Consider the following 20,161-nt stretch of genomic DNA (forward strand, 5'->3'; position numbering starts at 1 on the left):
GCCGCAAATATCCCGATTATACCGTGTGGAAGCAAATCACATAGCAGTCTCTCCTGCCTTATTTACTTTTTAGTAGCTTTGCTTTTCCACTTCCTAAGCCAGTTCCCCTATGACACCTGCCGCATCGATCAATCTACCCTGGGTTGAATCCCCTTTTTTCAATCAGGAACTACAACAGACCAATCTTGACCCAGTCCTGGCCGAGCAAGTTCGGCAGTATGCCGAGGATAGCTATCTAATTTTCGACCCAGAAATTGACGAATCAGTCCTCGACGCTGCCCGAGAAGGGGTAAAACCACTGTATGGTAATGAACTACGGACAACAGATGCCTGGCAAACCATTCCAGCCGTTCGCCAAATTGCGACCGCGCCTAAAATTCTGGATATGCTTCGCGTACTCTATCGTCGTGAGCCAATTCCTTTTCAAACCCTCAACTTTCCGGTTGGAACCCAGCAACGCACGCATTCTGACTCCATTCACTTCAATTCGATTCCACAACGATTCATGTGTGGTGTTTGGGTCGCTCTTGAAGATGTGCATGCCGACAATGGGCCGCTTCACTACTACCCCGGTAGTCATAAACTGCCTTTCTATGACCTTGTCGACTTAGGCTTAAAAGGATCGGACGCAAAAACGACGGAAGAAATTTATGGAGGAACTTACAAGCAATATGAAGAGCGCCTGAGTGAAGTTGTTAAAGCACACGGATTGAAAAAAGAAACGCTCAATATGCCCAAAGGGAAGGCCATTATTTGGTCGGCGAACCTATTGCATGGGGGTGAAAAGATTCTGGCTCCCGGCTCCACACGGCATAGCCAGGTAAATCATTATTTCTTTGAAAACTGCATTTATTATACGCCCCTCCGATCTGACTCAGCCATTGATAAACTTTACGTTCGGAAAATAACGAACATTGCCACTGGTCAGCCTGTTTCAAACACCTATTTTGACCAAACGCTAGCTTATAAGGGTGAAGGATACGCTAAGCGATTCACCATTCCAGAATCAATTCTAATGTTGGGCCAGTATGTACCTAAATTCCTGCTGCGAATGCTGAAACGGTAAAATGCCATCTATTAGAACCCTCGGATTAACTCGTTTTCAACCAGCCCGTAATACTCAACCGTTCACGAGTTGCGGGCAAAACCTCATGCTCTAATCGGCCACTTTCAAAACAAACTAACCGACCGCCAATTGGCGTAATTTTCTGCTGCTGTTCGGATTCTCCAGTCTGATCGGGTAAATAAATGGCTAGCTGACCACCGTCGGTTTCCTGCCAGTCCGTATTCAGGTAGCAGATAACTGAAAGTTTCCGACGCGAATCACTCCGAAACTGATCGAGGTGGCGTTTGTAGAATGTGCCAGCTGGATAGAGGGCGTAATGAAATTCAAACTCGCGCAGGCCCAAGTAACAAGTTTGGTTCACATATTGAATAAACTCGGCGATGCGTTGCAGAAAAGCCGCTTCTTCAGGCGTAGCTGTGGCCTCATCGATCCACAAAATTTCATCCCCCCGAATCGCATTTTCTACGATTACCGACTGATTACCAATGCCAGCGGCACGAAACTGTCCGGCACTTCGGCGCTCGTGGAGCCGATTAGCAAGAGCGGTGATTTCGCCAGGGCTTAAGAAGTTATCCGTAACGCCATAACCATCGGTCAAAATGCCGTCAATGATTGGCTCAAAAAATGGATTCATTGTTTTAGTTCGTTCAATTCATCCAACTGCGCCGTCCGGAAATGGCGATACACTTGCAACACAATAGCCAATGCCACTGCCGATTCTGCGGCTGCCACAACCATCACAAACAACGCCAGCATCTGCCCTTGTAAGCGATCAGGATCGTATTGACTAAAGGCAACAAGGTTAACGTTCACGCCATTGAGCATTAGTTCAATGCCCATCAAAACAACAATAGCGTGGCGCTTTAGAAGCACAACAGCGAGGCCAATACTAAACAAAGCAGCTCCTACAATCAAAAATAAATGGCTATCAACGGGTTGCATTTCGAAACGATTTTGCCAGAGGTGATGCTAAGTAGGTTGCTCCTACGAGGGCTGCCAGTAGAAGAATTCCGGCAATTTCAAACGGGACTATATATTCCGTCATGAGTTGTTTGCCAATTGTATTCACGGTGCTTTTCCAGCCAACGGGCTGATTTAGAAGCGCAAAATTTGCCCTCATCAGCAATGTAAAAAGAGCTGAAAACAAGCCACTAGCCACTAATCCCGCAAGTACCCAGCCCGACCAGCCACCAGCCCGATTCAAAGAGGCAATACGATTCGGTTGTTGGCTATTCACATCATTGGGGGCTTCAGGTTTGTGCGTCAGCATAACCCCAAAGATGACTAATACTAAAACGCCCCCCACATAAATCATAATTTGAGCAATGGCCAGAAAATCGGCGCTGGCCAATACAAACAGACCAGCTACGCCAAGTAGTGTGAGCAGGAGAAAAAAAGCAGCATATAGCACGTTCCGCGTGAACAGAACGGCTAATGCCCCAACAAGGCTAAGGCTAGCAAACGCATAAAAGGCAAGTTGAATCACTGAGTTGTCTGTTTTTAATTACGCCGACTCTCCTTCGTTAGGCCTTGGTTTAGGCTTCATCGTTGGCCGAAAAGCGGGTTTTGGTTTGGCAGGTTCAACCACCGGGGCATCCTCTGTTTTCTCGTCTTTATTGATTGTAGCATCTGCCTTCACTTCATCAACCTCAGGCGTGGTTGCCTTAGGTTTCATAGTCGGCCGGAAACCCGCAGGCTTGGCAACTGGTGCCACCTCTTCCGATGGAGCCGGTGTATCCAACTTGGGTTCTACAGGAGCTTTCGGCTTCATTGTTGGCCGGAAGCCAGCAGGTTTTGCAGCTGGCACATCCGGCACAGTTGCCTCAACCGGCTCACTTGTCGACTCCTCCACAGGCTTTGTATAGGCATCTTCGGGAGTTATTGATATATCCGACTTAGGCTCCTCCGGCTTCGCTAGTCCGGGCTTCATAGTTGGCCGGAAAGCGGGCTTAGCCTTAAGAGGTTCAGACGCCGATGGTGTATCACCCTCTTCTGGTTCCGCCACTTTAGGTTTCATCGATGGTCGGAAACCCGCAGGCTTTGCAACTGGCGCGTCTACCTTTGCTATTTCTGACGACTCATTTGGCAGTTCTTCCACTGGCTTTGCTGGCTTCATGGTTGGCCGGAAAGCAGGCTTAGCCTTAGGTGGTTCAGATGCTTGTGGCTCTTCTTCCGACGCTTGCTCCTTCACAGGAGGCTTCATGGTTGGTCGGAAACCTGCAGGCTTAGCACTTGGTGTTGGCAGCACTAGTCCCGTTTCTGCCGGTACATCAGTACTGGGGCTAGCATCGGAAGTGGATGGTGGGGATGGCGCAGCCGCACTGGGTTTCATCGATGGACGGAAACCCGTTTTAGGCACTACTGGCTTTTTAGCTTCAACTTGCTGTGCATCGGCAGGTACATCCGTAATATGAATTACCGGTTTCTGAGTTGGCTCGAAAACGGGATGCTTGGTGGTTTCTATAGCGCCCTGAGCTATCTGCTCCATTTCCTGAGGAGTGGCATCTGTTAGCGGGTGCTCAATAGACGAACCTTCAGAGTTTGCAGGCTCGACTTTGGCTGCAGGCTTTACGGTTGGCCGGAATACAGGACGAGCTGGACTTGCTTTAGGAGCAACGGATTGAGTATCTGCCTTGGCAGCTGGAGCTGTGGCCGCAGCTTTGGCCGCTATCTGAGCTGCTTTGGCTGCCTCTTTCTCAACTAAGAATTGTTCATATAATGAACGCTTCTCATTAGACTCCTCCTCCGTAAGATTCGAAAAATTATAGGTCAGTTTGCCTAACTCAAACTCACTATAATCGAATTTCTTATCCATCGTCAGGCACTCAGTCGGGCAAACTACCGTGCACAGGCCACAATAGCAGCACTTAGCCATGTCGATATCAAACTTGGCTGCGTACAATCGAATGGGAGAGCCATCAGACGCCCGCCCTACTTCTTCAGTAGCTTTTATAGCGTCGATTGTAATGCAATCAACCGGGCAAACTTTGGCGCATTTATCGCAAACGATACAATCATCGATTTCATTACGAAGCCGATAGCGACCATTATCTGGAATGGGTAATTGTTCGTGAGGGTACTGGAGGGTAACTAATCCATTCTGAAGGTCAAAATAGTTATCACTCGCAATACCTTCGGGAGTCCGGCGATGGGTGGCATTTCGAAGATGCCGCAACGTGAGACCTAATCCCTTGATCGTTGTCCGTATGCCCGATTGTATGTCTTTGAAATATGACATTTTCTAAATGATTGAATGATAGAATGACTGAATGATTAAATAGCAATAGCATGCACTGCACCTTATTCAATCACTCTATCATTCGCTCATTCAAAATTAAATTGGCGGAAACCGTTCTGGGTCGGATTCGCTCATGAGTTCATAAACCGTTTCGATTACATCGTCAACGTTTGGCTTCGAGAAATAATCTCCATCTGAACCATATGGGGGCCGATGCGGCTTTGCCGCTAACGTGCGTGGTGCCGAGTCCAGATAACGATACGCGTTCTGACCATCAAGTACCTGCTGCATCATATAGGCAGAAGCGCCACCCGGCACATCTTCATCGGCAAAAAGAACCCGGTTCGTTTTTTTAATAGATTCAACAATTAGTTGATTCACATCGAAAGGTAAAAGTGTCTGTACATCGATGACTTCCACATTCACACCTAACGATACTAGCTGATTCGCAGCTTCCATCACAATCCGACACATCGACCCATAGGTTACAACCGTTATATCGGTACCCAAACGAAGTACTTCGGGAACCCCCAACGGTATGCAAAACTCGTCTAGGTTATTGGGTAACGATTCTTTAAGCCGATAGCCGTTCAAGGATTCAATGAGCAGCGCCGGGTCGTCGCCTTTGATAAGCGTGTTATAAAATCCTGCTGCCTGCGTCATATTGCGAGGCACCAGCACGTGTAATCCGCGTAAACTACCCAGCATAGCACTCATTGGTGAACCAGAATGCCAAATGCCTTCCAGTCGGTGGCCGCGCGTTCGGATAATAAGCGGGGCCTTCTGACCGCCTTTGGTGCGATAAAGTAGGGTTGCTAAATCGTCGGTGAGGGTTGCCAGCGTGTAATAAACATAATCGAAATACTGAATCTCGACAATTGGCCGCAAACCACGCATAGCTAAACCAATACCCTGACCAATAATGGTTGTTTCCCGAATACCCGTATCTGTAATGCGTGTTTCGCCAAACTTCTCCTGTAAACCGGCAAAGCCCTGATTTACGTCGCCAATTTTCCCAACATCTTCGCCCAAGGCTACAACACGAGGGTCTCGGGAAAACAAATTCTCAAAATAGCGTTGGAGAATCTGGTAGCCATCCAGGTATAAACTATCGTCAGAAAATGTGGCCGGAACTGCCTCTACCAGCATAGGTGAATCGGGCGACTCACTATATAAATGCGAGCTAAAGCGATCATAATTCTCGGCATTTGTACGATCTAACCAAGCTTTCAATCGCTGGTTGGCACCACCGGTATCGGTCCGTAGCAAACGGAGAGCCCTTTTAACAGCAGTTACCGCATCTCTACGAATTGGGCTAATTGTTTTGCGCAACTCTTCCCGAATTGCCATCAATTCGGCGGATTTCGAATTATGTCGAGCTGCTTGCTGAAGCAAATCAAGGGCTTCATTAAAATCACCCTTCAGCGAATCCTGAAATGCATTCCAGGATTTGATACGAGCTTGTTTTGTAATTTGTTTGGCTTCGGCCTCAATTACTTCCAACTCTTCATCAGAAGCATATCCATTCTCCAGAATCCATTCCCGAAAGACCCGATTGCAATCATACTCAGCCTCCCAATCCAGTCGGTCTTTCGATTTGTAGCGCTCGTGCGAACCCGATGTTGAATGTCCCTGTGGCTGGGTAAGTTCCTGTACATGAACTAGTACCGGGACGTGTTCTTCACGGCAAATATGGGCAGCCTGCTGATAGGTTTCGACCAATCCAACATAATCCCAGCCTTTTACCGTGAAAATTTCAATCCCTTTATCATTTCCATCACGCTGAAAGCCAGCCAGCGCTTTTGAAATACTCCCTTTTGTTGTCTGATACTCAACGGGCACCGAAATGCCGTAGCCATCGTCCCAAACCGACATCAGCAGTGGGACCTGTAATACGCCCGCTGCGTTGATCGTCTCCCAGAACATCCCTTGTGATGTCGATGCGTCGCCAACAGTCGCAAAAACGATTTCGTTGCCGTTGTGCGAAAAATTCGTTAGATAACTCAGTTCAGGATTATTCCGAAACAACTTAGATGCATAAGCCAGGCCCACTGAACGTGGAATTTGTCCGGCGGTAGGTGCAATATCACAAACAGAGTTATATAGTTCCGTTTGGTTTCGCCAAAGTCCCTGATCGTCGAGCCAACGCGTAGCATAGTGGCCATTCATGGAGCGGCCACCAGTATTGGGTTCGGCATCAAGGTCTGTATGCGCGTAAAGCTGGGCAAAAAATTCCGACCAGCGCAACTCGCCTAAAGCGGCAACAAACGTCTGGTCCCGGTAATAACCCGATCGGAAATCACCTCGATTAAAGGCTCGGGCAGCAGCTAACTGAGCGAGTTCTTTTCCATCGCCAAAAATGCCGAACTTAGCCCGGCCCCCCATAACATCACGACGACCTAGCAGACTCGCTTGACGACTTTCATACGCCAACCGGTAGTCCGACAGGATTTTTTCACGACTTAAAATATCAGTCGAGCGGAGTTGTTCGTTTGCTATCACAACAGAGCTACGGATTGAAATCGTCAAACAATCTATTAATCGATGAAGTGGTTGGAACCGAATACTTCGATTACCAAACGAAAGTAAAAGTAAGCTAAAACAAGACAGCTTTCAAAAAAACGATTTTTTGAGTTTCTTTGTTAACCGAACAACAACCTGCAAGAATTGGCAAAGTGTTTGCTATGATTGGGGTTTGTAAGGGGTAAGCATCTTAACAACCAAATCATAATTCCGTTTAGTCCAATGAAAAAGATTTTTTCACTTTTCGTAGCTTTATTTGTGTTAGTCGCAGTTAGCTACGCCCAGAAGGGAGTTCTGAAATTTGCGAAAGAAACGCACGATTTTGGCAAAGTTGAGCAGGGTAAACCAGTAACGTACGTATTTGAATTTAAGAATACAGGTACTGATCCGGTTGTGATCAATGATGCACAGGCATCTTGCGGCTGCACAAAACCAAGCTGGACTCGTGAACCAGTTATGCCAGGCAAAACAGGTACTGTATCGGCTACCTTCAACGCTGCCGCTGCTGGTCCATTCAACAAATCGGTAACGGTAACCAGCAACGCTGAAGCTGGCCAAACCGTTCTTTACCTGAAAGGTGAAGTAGTTTCGGCTGCCGCTGCTGCGGAAACAGCTGCGGCTCCTGCTGCTGCTCCAGCCGCTAAAGACAAGAAGAAATCTACAAAAACTTCACGCTAATCTACTGAAGGGTTAATAGTGTTGTCAAGAAAGGCATCTGGTAGTCTACCGGATGCTTTTTTTTGTGTTTAACGGCTCCATTCTCGAATCTTTAGACAGGCCACAAAATCAGCTTATTCTACTCCTCTCAGCATTAACTCTTAACATCCAATTTTCAGCGAGCATATTGCGTTAATACGTCATTTCAATTCGTTAGCCAGTATATGCTAAAACCGCCATCGGCCTGAATAATCAGGCCGATGGCGGTTTTATATGATGATAACTTACCTACGGTTTTGAAGTCGTTAAAGCCGTCAACCACGCTTTACAAGCGTCTGGCCAGGTATTGAGCGATCCAAATTTAGCCGTACGCATTCCGTAACCATGTCCACCAGTTGAGTACAAATGCATTTCGGCAGGGACTGAATTTTTCAAACAAGCCAGATAAAAACTAATGCTATTTTCAACTGGAACAGCTTTGTCATCTTCGGAATGTACCAGAAAGGTGGGCGGAGTCTGGGCTGTTACCTGCAACTCATTGGAATAATAAGCGACCAATTCTGGGGATGTATTTAGTTTACCCAGCAATTTATCGCGAGAGCCGGCGTGCGCTTTCTCGCCAAAGGTTATTACCGGATAAAGTAAAATGGCAAAGTTCGGTTTTGCTAATTCATTGGCTTTAGCTCCGCGATTGTAATGCGTAGCCAACGTCGATGCCAGATGGCCGCCTGCCGAGAAACCCATCACGCCAATTTTTGTCGGATCAATCCCATACCGAGTTGCATTCTGGCGAATAAGTACCATTCCCTGCATGGCATCCATCAACGGCACCTCTTGCTGATTGGTCATAATTGCAGGATCGGGCAAACGATACTTTAGGACAAAAGCGGCCACTCCCATTTCATTGAACCAGTGCGCTATATCAGACCCCTCATGACTGGCAGCCAGAATTCCATACCCACCACCCGGACAAATCATAACGGCAGCCCCCGTCATCTTCGCCTTCGAAGGTAAGTAGGCCGTTATAGTTGGAACCGATACGTTGCTAATTCGAAGAATACCATTGGCATCCGTTTCTGACTTTTCAGTAATCTTAGCTCCTGAAATTGAATTAGGAATAGCTTCGTCTGGCCAAAGCTTGATTACTTCCTGCGCTAAAGCGAGTTGCGGTAATAGGGCACTAACAATCATACTAAAAAGGAGAGCACGCATAAAAATAACAGCTATACAGATAGAGACTCGGTTAAAAACTAAAAAAGCCGACCTGTTGGTCGGCTCTACTCATATTTCTACTTCTGTATCAGAATCGGATGATGTATCATTTGAACCTCCGTGTAGTACATCGATTAGCTCTTTTACGCGATAAACCGTTGTGTTATAACGATTCCCAAGAATAATAATAACGTATTCATCTTTGGGGCTAAACCAGAACATCGAATTATACCCTTTCCACCAACCCGAATGATAAATATATTCAGGCTGATTGGTATCATTCAGCATCATACGAAAGCCATACCCGTAATTCTTAGCTCCTTTCCGCTCGAAACTACGGGGAACAAAGGCTTCTGCCAGTAGTTTCTTCGGCAATAAACAATCACCATTTAGGGCTCGATACCATCGAAATAAATCACCCGTAGTAGAATAAATACCCTTATCGCCAACGACATCATCATAGTAATCTTTCGGAATCCGGCGATTCCATTGATATCCTGCTGTTCGATGGTGATTGATTGAGTCGTTCTTGGTTGTTGCCACAAAGGTTTGGTGCATACCCAACGGCTCAAAGATAGTCTTGTGAATAAACGTCTCGTAGCTTTGGCCAGTTGCTTTCTCAATGATAGAGGCTAAAACCATATAGTTCGTATTACTATAACTAAAACCCCGGCCAGGAATATTATAGGCTTTGGGTGTTGGCTTCACAGTTGCAAACCAGTGCATAATGGTTGCATTGGATGGATAAGGCTTTTCCTTTTTATAGAAGTTTACCTTCATACTATCGTCGAAGGCATATTGATAATTTGGCAAACCACTACGATGGCTTAGCAACTCACGAATTGTAATCCCATGATATGGGAAATCAGGATAAAACTTTTGAATCGTATCTTCAAATTTCAGCTTGCCTGCCTCAATCAGTTTTAGTGTACCAACGGCAGTGAATGTTTTCGAGAGCGAGGCTAATTGAAACTTCGAGTCATCCACTAAAGTATCCCGCTGATTACGCTCAAAGTGGCCTAACCCGAAGCAATGCTTATAGAGAATTATACCTTTCTGGGCTACCAGCACATTCCCATTTAAGCCACCGCGTACTTTCTGCTGGAATATCTCATCAATCTGTTGAGATTTCTTATCAGCGTTAATCTGCTGGCGAATAGTCATTTCCTCAGTTGAGGTAAATATCTGTCCATCAGCACAGGTACGCATTTCTTTTACTGACTGGTTCAGATTTTTTTGAGAATCCTGTCCGCATGAAATTCCGACTCCAGTTATAATCAAAATACTTAACCAACTCCAAATTTTATTCGTCCACACCATCCCCGCGCACGTTATTTCATAGTTATTATAGCGACCAAGTTACAGCAAAACTAGGATTTGCTGAAGCTATTACCTCTATTTTCTATTAAAATAACGTGAAAGTTTGTTAACGGTCTCGGCAGTAATGGGTTACTTAAAACCCTCGACGAGGAGAAATAATTACGGAACGTTTGCCACTTAATACGCCCGACTTTCTCAAACCAATATAAGCGCCTACACTATTCGGTAGCAGGTCACCAGCATCAACGGCGATGGAACCATTTAGTACTGTTCCACCAAATACATTTAGTGGTATAGCTGCTGTAAGTAATCCTGAAAATTGCGATGGAATTGTAAGATAAGGGACTGCATAAGTGCCTGCATTTTTGCTAAATGATAAACGGGCCGTCATATCCACTTTATTGAAAACTAACGCACTCAGACCCATATGGTAAACACTAACCCGATTATTAGCAATGCCATATCGGGGTGGCAATGATGGATTGACTTCTTGCTGTGGGGTTAGAAAAGGGGTCCCTATAGTACGGCCAAAATAAGTCCAGCCATCGATAAACTGGCTGTGATTAAAATAATCATCTCGGCCTCTACGCTTTGGATCATCAATGATAAACACATCTCCACCTTGGCTACCAGTGAACATATATTCAAAGGTAATTTGCCGTACAAAGAAGTTCGATCCAGTTGGCCGTTGCCGATTCCTTACGCGTAGCCCATTCAGACCATCTTCAAGATTTGTTCCATAAAACAAGGAGCCATCGTCATATGGAAATTGCCGATATACATAGAGATTCAAATTATTTAAATCTATATCAGCGGCAAGGTCAAGCGAGCCTAAGTGGTTACCAATGCGGTTATCTTCAAATGAAGTAATGCTTTTGTCATTAGTATAATCAGCTCCTCTCGTCCCAAAAGCAACTGCGGGAAAATACCGGATATTTGACGGCAATTTTCCGTCGACAGCAACAATTGGCCCCAATACAGTAGGATCAGCCTGCCCCGCCCATATTACTTCATGATTAAACCCTCCATACAGCCTAAAACGCCATGAAGGTTTCCCTATTCGACCATAAACGTAAAATTGATGTAGGTAGGACCCTGTTACTAATCGATCAGAATTCTCAAACCAGCCATGCGCGAAAGCACCCATTATAGACACTACACCTTTGGTAAACGGAATAGCAGTGTAAGTAGGCAGACCAATTTGAATTTTAGGTATAGGAAGGGCATTTCCTGACCAAGCGTAAGCACCCGTTGTTAGAAGTGTATCAACCAATCCTACAATCTCTTTCCGACGACCAATGTACAATTCAAAAGCACCTAAACGACCTTTTACATACGCTTCTGGAATCAAAAATTGATTTACCTTTCCAGCAGTAGTAACAATATTCAAACCATAACCCCAATCAAGTTTTGGTCTATAACCAGCAGTATCTATAGGCCGATATTCAGAATGGATGTTAGCATTCAGTCTTAAAACTGGATTCAGAAGAGGAACAGTCCCATATTGATTTGCCCGTAACCAAAATGGAGTCTGGCCAGATGAAGCCAAGGTTCCTATTTCTATCTGATATTGATTAATTCGCTGGCCATAGATTAATGTACAATTGGCAATAGTAAACACTCCATACCAAATTAGTAAAAACAAAAATCTCATTAGAAAATGGGCCAATTATACAATTAGTCGATCAATAGTGATCACTTACCGCGGCCTTGCGCCATTACTCGAAGAGTTTGGGCAATGATCCACATATCAAATAAGAATGAACGTCGTTTGGGATAAAGCAAGTCGTAACGCAACCTCTGCACCATCTCGTCAATGCTAGCTGCATAACCATATTTAATTTGACCGATAGATGTAATACCAGGCTTTACACTTAACAAAGAGCGGTACTCTGGTGCAATTTCAACAATTTGGTCAATAAAATATTGACGTTCTGGCCTAGGGCCAACTACTGACATATCCCCGATCAATACATTATAAAATTGAGGAATTTCGTCAAGGCGAGTTTTACGCATAAAGCGTCCCCATGGTGTAATTCGATTATCAAGCAGTCCACCTGAAAGTACTGGTCCAGTCTTTTCAGCGTCTACATACATACTACGAAACTTATAAATTTTAAAAGGTTTTCCTCCTTGCCCAATACGCTCCTGAGCATAAAAAATGGGCCCAGTTGATGTTATCCGTGTTATAGCTGCAATTAGCAGAAATAACGGTATACCTAAAATTAATGCCAGCAATGAGAAAACAATATCAAATGACCGCTTTAATATACTTACACGAAAATCAGAAAGTAGGCCTGATGAGAGATTGAGGACTGGTAATACATCATGGTACTCGATTGATGTGCTCCGCGCTAAGAATCCTCTGAAATCTACTAAAATTTTCACCTGATAGTCAAATGTTTCAGCGTTTTCAGCAATAGATTTTAGGCGTTCATTATCCATATAAGGCATACAGCAATAAACGCAATCAATATGATTGGTACGTATATAATCTATCAAACCCTCGTATTCTCCCCGAAGGAATTCGGAATTTTCAACGGTAGGCTCATCAAAATATCCACAAAAATGGAAGCCCATTTCTGGATGTACATCGTAGAAGGCACGAATTGTATTTGCTAATTTACCATAGCCGACAATAATATATCGTCGGTTATTATATCCTCTTGCTCTATATTCTTTTAGGAATAATACACCACCTATTCTGAAAATTGCACCAAGAGCTAAAAAGAATATATACGTAATAAGAAGGTGCTCACGAGAATAATAGTAGCCTTGAATCGCTATCCAGCACACGGCAATAATAGCAACATGGATAAAGGTCAATAAAAGTAGTTGTCGTACCAGATGGCCAGATTTAAATAACTGTCGAGGGTATATATAGGGTTTTAACACTAATATCTCAACCAGCCAGATTACATTAAAAAGCCACCAAAGAGATGCGTAAGGAGCTTCTGAGACAGCCTCAAGCGTCTGAAATTTAATCCAATATGCCCCAACGAAAGCCGTGTTGAGGCTCAAGAAATCAATGATTACATGAAGTGGGAAAAACAGTATGGAATAGCGATGCCTCATACTTTTTAGGTTTACTCATCGGTCATGACAAAAAGCTAGCAAACCGTTTACGCTAAAATAATATATACAAGTCGATGAGTAACACGAATATTATTCTACGGCTCAAAACAGAGCTGCAAATTAATGACAATTATGGTCTTAAAAAAATCCAATATAGTAATAGCCACATTGGTAAGTCAATAGGGAAGGGAATGCACGCTGAACTGTATTAGCAGGATTTTAGTCGAAGCGATGTGATTTAATGCACTCCTCAAAGATTATGCTGAACTGATTGATTACTACTTTCCAAATGTAAGCCGTTTCCCATTTGACCTGCAAATTCTGGATAGTTAGATAAACCAACTTTTGTAAGGCCACATCCGACGAAAACACTCCCTTCGTTTTAGTCACTTTGCGTAACTGACGGTGATACCCTTCGACCGGGCTAGTTGTATACATCACCTTGCGAAAAGCGGCTGGATAATCGAAAAACGGCGATAATAATTCCAATTTTTTCACCCATGGTTGGACTGCTTTAGGATAAGCTGCCCCTGCTGCTCCTGTACCAACAACAGGTTTTCTAGGCCTTACTCTCTATTAGAAGCCTGATAAACCGTTTTTAGATCAGTAGCCAGCTCTTTATTTAGCTGACGCACGAGCGGCCCCATCACTTTCAGCAATATAAATCCCCAATACCTGCTTTTTTCCCAACAAGCTCAGGCCGATCACGCTGTTAAGTACTCGAGTGACTACTTTTCCATCATAGCGTACTTTATAATAGATGCCACCTCGCCATACCAGTGCGTACAAGCTTTCTAATGGCCGGTTCTACCTTTACCGTATGGCTGGAATAACCATGTCAATGGTAAGAGTCAACTCCCTGTCGGACAGTGAATAGCCATACATTTCTAGCAGATGCTGGCTAATATCGGCATAACTGTTGCCAATGCAATAGAGTGAGAGTACCTTATGCTCGAATTGGGTTAGTGGCTGCCGATACGATCGCGTGGCGTATGCAATTCTAAGGGACCAGCACTGCTTTTAACTCGTTTGGTGGCTTTACTATTCCATCGGTTTCGCTCGGTGAGCTGAATTTGGGCTAGATAGCCCTACATTTCTCCCTCTAAGGCAGGTCCAAGAAGTGTTTAATGGTGCAAACAGGCCATTTTTACCAATCAGTCACTTGCCTTCGTAAAGGCCTTTGATAGCGGCCTGCTTGATGGCCTCTAAATCGAACTCATTGGTTATGATAGTAAAAGTTAGAGTTTTTATCTTGTTATTCACCTGTGACACCGTTCGGTGAGCAGTCTAAATTGGCTAATAAATAATACCCTAAAGACTCGTATACTGAATGCGGGTCTTTAGGGTGTTATTATTTTCTGAGGGTTATTTTTTGACTACACGAGTGACAGCCTTCTTCTGATTAGATTCAATTATTGGTATATATATACCATCGCTCAGAGCAGATGGCGTCCATTCTAAGCTGTGCTGTCCAGCAGATTGATTTTCGGATTTCACTAATTGTCCTATAATTTTCCCTTGAGTATCAATAACCCACAAATTTACGATTCCATCATTAGGAAGGTAATATTTGATAGTAGTTGATTGCTGAAACGGATTAGGATAGGCTGTCAGCTGTAGCGCAGATTCGCCATTTATCTCAACATTTTTTATCTGTGCAACAAATGTACTGCCATTTTTTGCTTCAAAACCAGGCAACATAGTGACTGATTGACCCGCTTGGTATTCGGCATGAGCAGCTTTGCCAACAATATTTGTAGCTTCTATTGTCTCTACTGCCTGTTCTAAATACTGACCTGCTTTTTCGTAGGTTATTTGAATACGTAATTTCTGCTGAGGAGCTTGTGCCATCCCACTAATGGCCAAACAACAACCCATAAATAGAAGTAAAAGTCGCATATTATTTACGGGCTTTAGGTTGAAGTTTATTAACTCGCTGTTCTAATTGAGCACTTTTTTGTTTCAAAGCATCATTTTGCTTCTTTAATTCGATTACATAAAGTGTTAACTCCTCAACTTTCTCTAGCAATTTCGACTGCATCTGTCCAACATCTACACCTTCTTTGACAACTTCCGCGGCTGAAGGTATACCTGGCAGGTGTTTTTCACGGTTGATAAATGTCTCGACTTCTTGTAAATTACGCAACTTGTACCCTTGATCAAATACTCGGTCTGACCATGCGTCGGTGCTTTTTATGGCTACTTTTACTTTTTCTGTTAATATACCGTCGGCAACATACAAACGGTAACCGACTGGGGTTTGCGCTACTCCAGGTCCTATAACAACACCTCCAGTGTTACCATTACGCAAGTTATCACCATCAATAGCCCAGTTTGCGTCATCGGCTGCTATTCGAGCTGAACCTGTGGTACTGCCTAGTACTACATCACCATTGGTATCAACTGTCAAAAATTTATTTGCGCTCAAAATTGTTGCAGGACTCGTTGATTTAAGATTTGTCAATCGTAAGCCAGATGTATTCGTGGTGCTGCTCACCACCTCCAATTTATTCGCTGGAGCAGATGTGCCAATACCTACATTGGTTCCATTACCTAGTACAATGCTATTACTTTTATTTACTTGCGCATAAGCCCCAATAGCTACTGCATTAGTGATTGTAGCTGAAGTAGAGGCCACATCTGCTGCAAACCCCATTAATAGATTATAGTCGCCATTACTATTAACACCTGCATATCGGCCAATGGCTGTAGTATGCTGGCCAGTGGTATTATGTAACAAAGCGCCATCGCCAATGGCAGTATTACCTAATCCAGACGTATTTGAACTACCAGAACTATTTCCCATAAATAAGTTGTAGTTGCCAATACTATTGCTGCCACCTGCTTGCTGGCCTAAAAATAGATTACCAAGTCCAGTAGTGTTATTTGTTCCGGCTAATGAACCAACAAATACATTGAAACCACCAGATTGATTATTTAGACCAGCCTGATAACCAATGAAAGTATTTGCTGTACCTGTATTAGTCGTACCTGTATTTGCTCCGACAAATGTGTTTTGCGAAACCGTACTTCCTCCAGAACCTGCCAATGAACCTAAATAGGTATTACCAATGCCAGTGGTGTTAGCGCTTCCCGCATCAGCCCCGATGAAAGTGTTATTACTTCCCTGCGTATTGACATAACCAGCTCCACTACCAAAGAAAGCATTATAGTTACCCTGAGTATTAGAATAACCCGCATTATAACCTATAAATGCATTATTATATCCCACTCCATTGGTATAACCTGCATTTGACCCAACAAATGTATTCCGAGCTCCAGTACTATTACTAAATCCTGAGCTATAACCTACGAATGAGTTGTCTTGGCCAGATGTGTTTTGGTTACCAGCAGAAGCACCCAAAAATGCGTTCTTGGTGCCTGCCATATTTTGTATACCTGTCCCACGACCAATGAATAGGTTACTGGCACCACTCATGTTTTGATTGCCAGCGCCTACTCCTACTAAAGTATTGTCAGAACCAGGCGTAGCTGATGATGGTGTAGTAGCCACATAATTCGTTTGGGCAACTCCGGTCAAGGCCAACGAACAGCAACTAAGTATTAGTAATGTTTTTTTCACGTTCAATATATTTATAAGTAAAACATTATATAGGAAAAGGCACTAGCATTGGCTGCATTTAGTTTATTAAGAACAATTACCGATATTTATTCACAAAAAACTATGCAAAAGCATTTTTTCATGGATAATCGTTACAAAATTTATGCCGTATTATTCTAAATAATTCAATAACTACTTTAATACATAGTTATTGAATTAGAAAGGTATCTGGTCGTAAAGTAGAAAATCAGGTATTTTAAGCCTAATGACACTGGTTAAATGGAAATGATTAGCATACAAGCCCTTTATATTGGTAAAAGGCATGTAAATATAACGTTAAAAACTATACTCATTCTTTTTTTTAATATACATAAACGTCTCGCCCTAGACGAGCTTAATAAAAATTAACCATTCCTTACAATAATTTAGCCAAAAGAACAAACTGCCTTCACATAAGAGATGGTATTTCTCCCAAATATATTGCAACTAACTTAATATAAATAGCCTGCCCACAGTTTGGCACCTAATTAATCAGCTAGTGGTCTATGTCGCCAATATCTTATATTATTATCTTTTATCAATAAGCTTCTTAACTAATCGCTTTAATTCGTCAATATCAGCTTGCTGCTTTTTATTGACCTGCTGTAATTGGATACTATATAAGGTTAACTCCTCAATTTTTTCTAACAATTTAGCATCTGTCTGATGTAAATCATTACCTTGTTCCGTCATCTCTTTGGCAGAAGGTACACCTGGCAGATGTTTATTTGCTTGTATGAAGAGCCTAACTTCCTCTAAACTCTTCAGTTGGTAATCATCTTTGAATACATAGTCACTCCATTGTGCTGTATTTCGTACAGCAACTTTTATCTTTTCCGTTAAAATTCCATCAGCAACATATAGCTTGTACCCTTTTGGTATATCCATAGTACTATCACCTATGGAAACTACTCTATTTTCAGATTGAATGATTTCATTACTAAGTGTCCAAGGATATGCTGCGGTTCGAAGGCCTCCAATTGAAATACTAAGTAGCGAGAGATCAACTCGGCGTAAGACAACATCACCTGACTCATCTACAGTCAAAAATCTATCATTAGTAGCTCGTACAGCCGTATTTGCATTAGTCAAATTAGTAAAACGCAATCCACTATTACCTGAAGTACCTTGAGTAATTTCCAGTTTATTGGCAGGAGCGGTATTACCAATACCCACATTTGCACCATTACCCAAAATAATACTATTACTTCGGCTCACTTGAGCATAAGGACCAATAGCAACAGCATTATTAATGGTTGGAGTAGAGGAAGATACATCGGCCGCGAATCCAATCATCACATTATAATTTCCATTATTAATAACGCCCGCGTACTGGCCAATAGCAGTGTTGCGTTGACCGCTGGTATTACGTAATAAAGAACCGTCACCAATAGCCGTATTACCTATTCCCGTGGTTGTAGCACTACCAGAAGCATTCCCCATAAATAAATTATAAGAGCCTGTAGAGTTATAACCAGCCTGCTGGCCCAAGAACATATTACCAGTTCCCGTACCGTTACTAAATCCAGCCTGACTACCAATAAAAACATTTGCGGTACCAGATGTATTAATATAGCCCGCTTGGTAACCTAGAAATGTATTACCCGTACCAACAGAATTAACTGCTCCCGTTTGAAAACCAACAAAAACATTATTGGTACCACTCGTATTTTGAATACCGGCTAAGTTACCTATCAATACATTTCTATTGACAAATGAAAAATTGTTCTGAGCCCAAACTCCATCAGCGTTCATTATAAGAAAACCAATAGATAAACAGAGTATATACTGTCTAATAATCATTACAATGTTGATCTGTATTGAATTTACACTCAAAGATAGATCAAATATTTATCTTGAATAAACCTGTTGTTAACTTCATAAACTGTGGTAGTGATAACTAGTCGAATTGCTATAGTCTATGAGGTTTTATCCTATTTTCGGCAGGGAGCTACCAATGTTTGTTTTTTGACGTGGCACAACCAGGTTAAGGAACTTGGCCGTACCACGTCAAATCAATTAAAGCGCTTCTTCAGCTTTTCTATTTCCGCCTGAAGCCGTTGGTTCACTAATTGCTGTTGTCTATTGATCGCTTGTTGCTCCTGGTTAGCCTTTTCCAATTGAATACTATATAAGGTTAGCTCTTCTATTTTCTTCAGCAGTTGAGCATCCATCTTAGCCACATCTAGCCCATGGCTAACTACTTCCAAAGCTGACGGCAAACCTGGTAAGTGCTCATGCTTTCGAATGTATTGCTCCACTTGCTTTAGAGGTTGAAGCTTGTAGGTAGCTTTAAATACAAAGTCGCTCCAGTCAGCAGTATTTTTCACCGCCACTTTTACCTTTTCTGTAAGAATACCATCCTCTACGTATAATTTATAACCAGTTGGAGTTCGACTCATCTTGCTACCAATAATTACGCCTTCTCCATTAGTAGTCTGTACATATTCTCCAGAGGCTGTCCACAATTCTGCACTCAATCGGGCCGACCCACTACTAACCAAAATCACATCACCACTAGAATTTACGCTTAGAAACTTATTCTGATTTAAAGCGCTCGCTGGTGAGTTGCTGGTTAAATTAGTTAACCGTAAGCCTGATTGGTTGGCTGTACCCTGAGTAATTTCTAATTTATTTTGAGGGGCAGATGTGCCAATACCTACTCTAGCATTACTCCCTAGTATAATACTATTACTTTGGTTCACCTGAGTATATGCTCCAATAGCAACTGCATTTGTAATTCCCGTATTCCCTGAATTTACGTCAGCTGCAAACCCAATTAACACATTATAGTCGCCATTACTGTTAACACCTGCGTATCGCCCAATGGCTGTAGTGTGTTGGCCAGTAGTATTATGTAATAAAGCGCCATCGCCGATAGCAGTGTTACCTAATCCGGTAGTGGTTCCACTGCCGGCGGCATTTCCCATAAAGAGATTATAAGATCCAATGGAACTATAGCCCGCTTGCTGGCCTAAAAATAGATTACCTGTACCTGTGGTGTTATTAAAACCTGCCTGCGAACCAAGGAAGACATTAGCTTGACCGGTGGTATTTGCATTACCTGCCTGATTACCTAAGAAGGTATTACCTGTGCCAGAGGTATTAGATCGACCTGTCAGATATCCTAAAAAAGTGTTTGCTCCACCTGTATTACTAAACCCTGTCTGATAACCAATGAATGTGTTCTGGGTTCCCTGTGTGCTATTGCCTGATTCAATTCCTAAATACGTATTAAAAGACCCAGCGACTGGTCCCCTAAGAATTGTCTGCGCATTATACTTTAATGAGTAACCTGTGGGAAGGTTAATATCACTATTTATAGTTAATGGACTTCCCGCAGGTACATCAATAATCTGTCCCAATGCCTGTATATTTTTTATATATAGGCAAAGAACGATAAGGTAGTAAATAGTAGGCCTCATACTAAATTTAGATTAGTCTATTTTTACAATGAAGTATTAAATTA

15 protein-coding genes and 1 pseudogene are annotated in these 20,161 nt (G+C 42.9%); 2 read left to right on the forward strand and 14 right to left on the reverse strand.

Annotation, left to right across the window (positions count from 1 at the left end):
• The first annotated feature begins 109 nt into the window (after positions 1–109).
• Positions 110–1,066, forward strand: coding sequence for a phytanoyl-CoA dioxygenase family protein (locus tag H3H32_RS28335; protein ID WP_182459098.1), 957 nt, complete (start codon positions 110–112; stop codon positions 1,064–1,066).
• 25 nt (positions 1,067–1,091) lie between these two features.
• Here the strand turns inward: H3H32_RS28335 and H3H32_RS28340 are convergent, their stop codons facing one another.
• From H3H32_RS28340 to H3H32_RS28360, 5 genes are all read right to left on the reverse strand, one after another.
• Positions 1,092–1,700 (reverse strand): 2OG-Fe(II) oxygenase, encoded by a 609-nt coding sequence (locus H3H32_RS28340; RefSeq protein WP_182459099.1) that lies wholly within the window; start codon positions 1,698–1,700, stop codon positions 1,092–1,094.
• Entirely contained in the window at positions 1,697–2,008 is a 312-nt protein-coding gene (gene nuoK / locus H3H32_RS28345) for an NADH-quinone oxidoreductase subunit NuoK (RefSeq protein WP_182459100.1), read from the reverse strand. Before nuoK ends, H3H32_RS28340 begins: the two co-directional genes overlap by 4 nt.
• A complete protein-coding gene (locus H3H32_RS28350) occupies positions 1,995–2,552 on the reverse strand; it encodes an NADH-quinone oxidoreductase subunit J family protein (protein ID WP_182459101.1) in 558 nt (185 codons plus the stop codon). Before H3H32_RS28350 ends, nuoK begins: the two co-directional genes overlap by 14 nt.
• A gap of 18 nt (positions 2,553–2,570) precedes the next feature.
• The gene (locus tag H3H32_RS28355) at positions 2,571–4,304 is read right to left on the reverse strand and encodes a 4Fe-4S dicluster domain-containing protein (RefSeq protein ID WP_182459102.1); all 1,734 of its coding nucleotides are present in this window, start codon (positions 4,302–4,304) and stop codon (positions 2,571–2,573) included.
• Positions 4,305–4,400: 96 nt separating this feature from the next.
• Entirely contained in the window at positions 4,401–6,806 is a 2,406-nt protein-coding gene (locus tag H3H32_RS28360) for an alpha-ketoacid dehydrogenase subunit alpha/beta (RefSeq protein ID WP_182459103.1), read from the reverse strand.
• Between the two features lie 243 nt (positions 6,807–7,049).
• Between H3H32_RS28360 and H3H32_RS28365 the strand changes: the two genes are divergently transcribed.
• Positions 7,050–7,505 carry a DUF1573 domain-containing protein gene (locus H3H32_RS28365; protein WP_182459104.1) on the forward strand — a complete coding sequence of 152 codons (456 nt, stop codon included), beginning with the start codon at positions 7,050–7,052 and terminating at the stop codon, positions 7,503–7,505.
• A gap of 267 nt (positions 7,506–7,772) precedes the next feature.
• On the opposite strand, the gene H3H32_RS28370 is transcribed toward H3H32_RS28365, so the two are convergent.
• The 9 genes and pseudogenes from H3H32_RS28370 to H3H32_RS28415 all read right to left on the reverse strand — a co-directional run bounded on the left by H3H32_RS28370 (position 7,773) and on the right by H3H32_RS28415 (position 20,117).
• Positions 7,773–8,696, reverse strand: a complete 924-nt coding sequence (locus H3H32_RS28370) for an alpha/beta hydrolase (RefSeq protein ID WP_240543513.1) — start codon at positions 8,694–8,696, stop codon at positions 7,773–7,775.
• 69 nt (positions 8,697–8,765) lie between these two features.
• The gene (locus H3H32_RS28375; protein ID WP_182459105.1) at positions 8,766–10,016 is read right to left on the reverse strand and encodes a serine hydrolase domain-containing protein; all 1,251 of its coding nucleotides are present in this window, start codon (positions 10,014–10,016) and stop codon (positions 8,766–8,768) included.
• Between the two features lie 133 nt (positions 10,017–10,149).
• Positions 10,150–11,670, reverse strand: coding sequence for a capsule assembly Wzi family protein (locus H3H32_RS28380; RefSeq protein WP_182459106.1), 1,521 nt, complete (start codon positions 11,668–11,670; stop codon positions 10,150–10,152).
• Positions 11,671–11,711: 41 nt separating this feature from the next.
• Positions 11,712–13,091, reverse strand: coding sequence for a sugar transferase (locus H3H32_RS28385; RefSeq protein ID WP_182459107.1), 1,380 nt, complete (start codon positions 13,089–13,091; stop codon positions 11,712–11,714).
• 219 nt (positions 13,092–13,310) lie between these two features.
• Positions 13,311–14,318: pseudogene (locus tag H3H32_RS38445) on the reverse strand (transposase).
• Between the two features lie 138 nt (positions 14,319–14,456).
• A complete protein-coding gene (locus tag H3H32_RS28400) occupies positions 14,457–14,990 on the reverse strand; it encodes a T9SS type A sorting domain-containing protein (protein ID WP_182459110.1) in 534 nt (177 codons plus the stop codon).
• A 1-nt stretch (position 14,991) separates the two neighbouring features.
• Positions 14,992–16,674, reverse strand: a complete 1,683-nt coding sequence (locus tag H3H32_RS28405; RefSeq protein WP_309547116.1) for a TMF family protein — start codon at positions 16,672–16,674, stop codon at positions 14,992–14,994.
• A gap of 546 nt (positions 16,675–17,220) precedes the next feature.
• Entirely contained in the window at positions 17,221–18,447 is a 1,227-nt protein-coding gene (locus tag H3H32_RS28410) for an autotransporter outer membrane beta-barrel domain-containing protein (RefSeq protein ID WP_182459111.1), read from the reverse strand.
• A gap of 260 nt (positions 18,448–18,707) precedes the next feature.
• A complete protein-coding gene (locus H3H32_RS28415; RefSeq protein WP_182459112.1) occupies positions 18,708–20,117 on the reverse strand; it encodes a TMF family protein in 1,410 nt (469 codons plus the stop codon).
• Between the last annotated feature and the right edge of the window lie 44 nt (positions 20,118–20,161).

Source organism: Spirosoma foliorum, assembly GCF_014117325.1.
Taxonomy (GTDB): Bacteria; Bacteroidota; Bacteroidia; order Cytophagales; family Spirosomataceae; genus Spirosoma; species Spirosoma foliorum.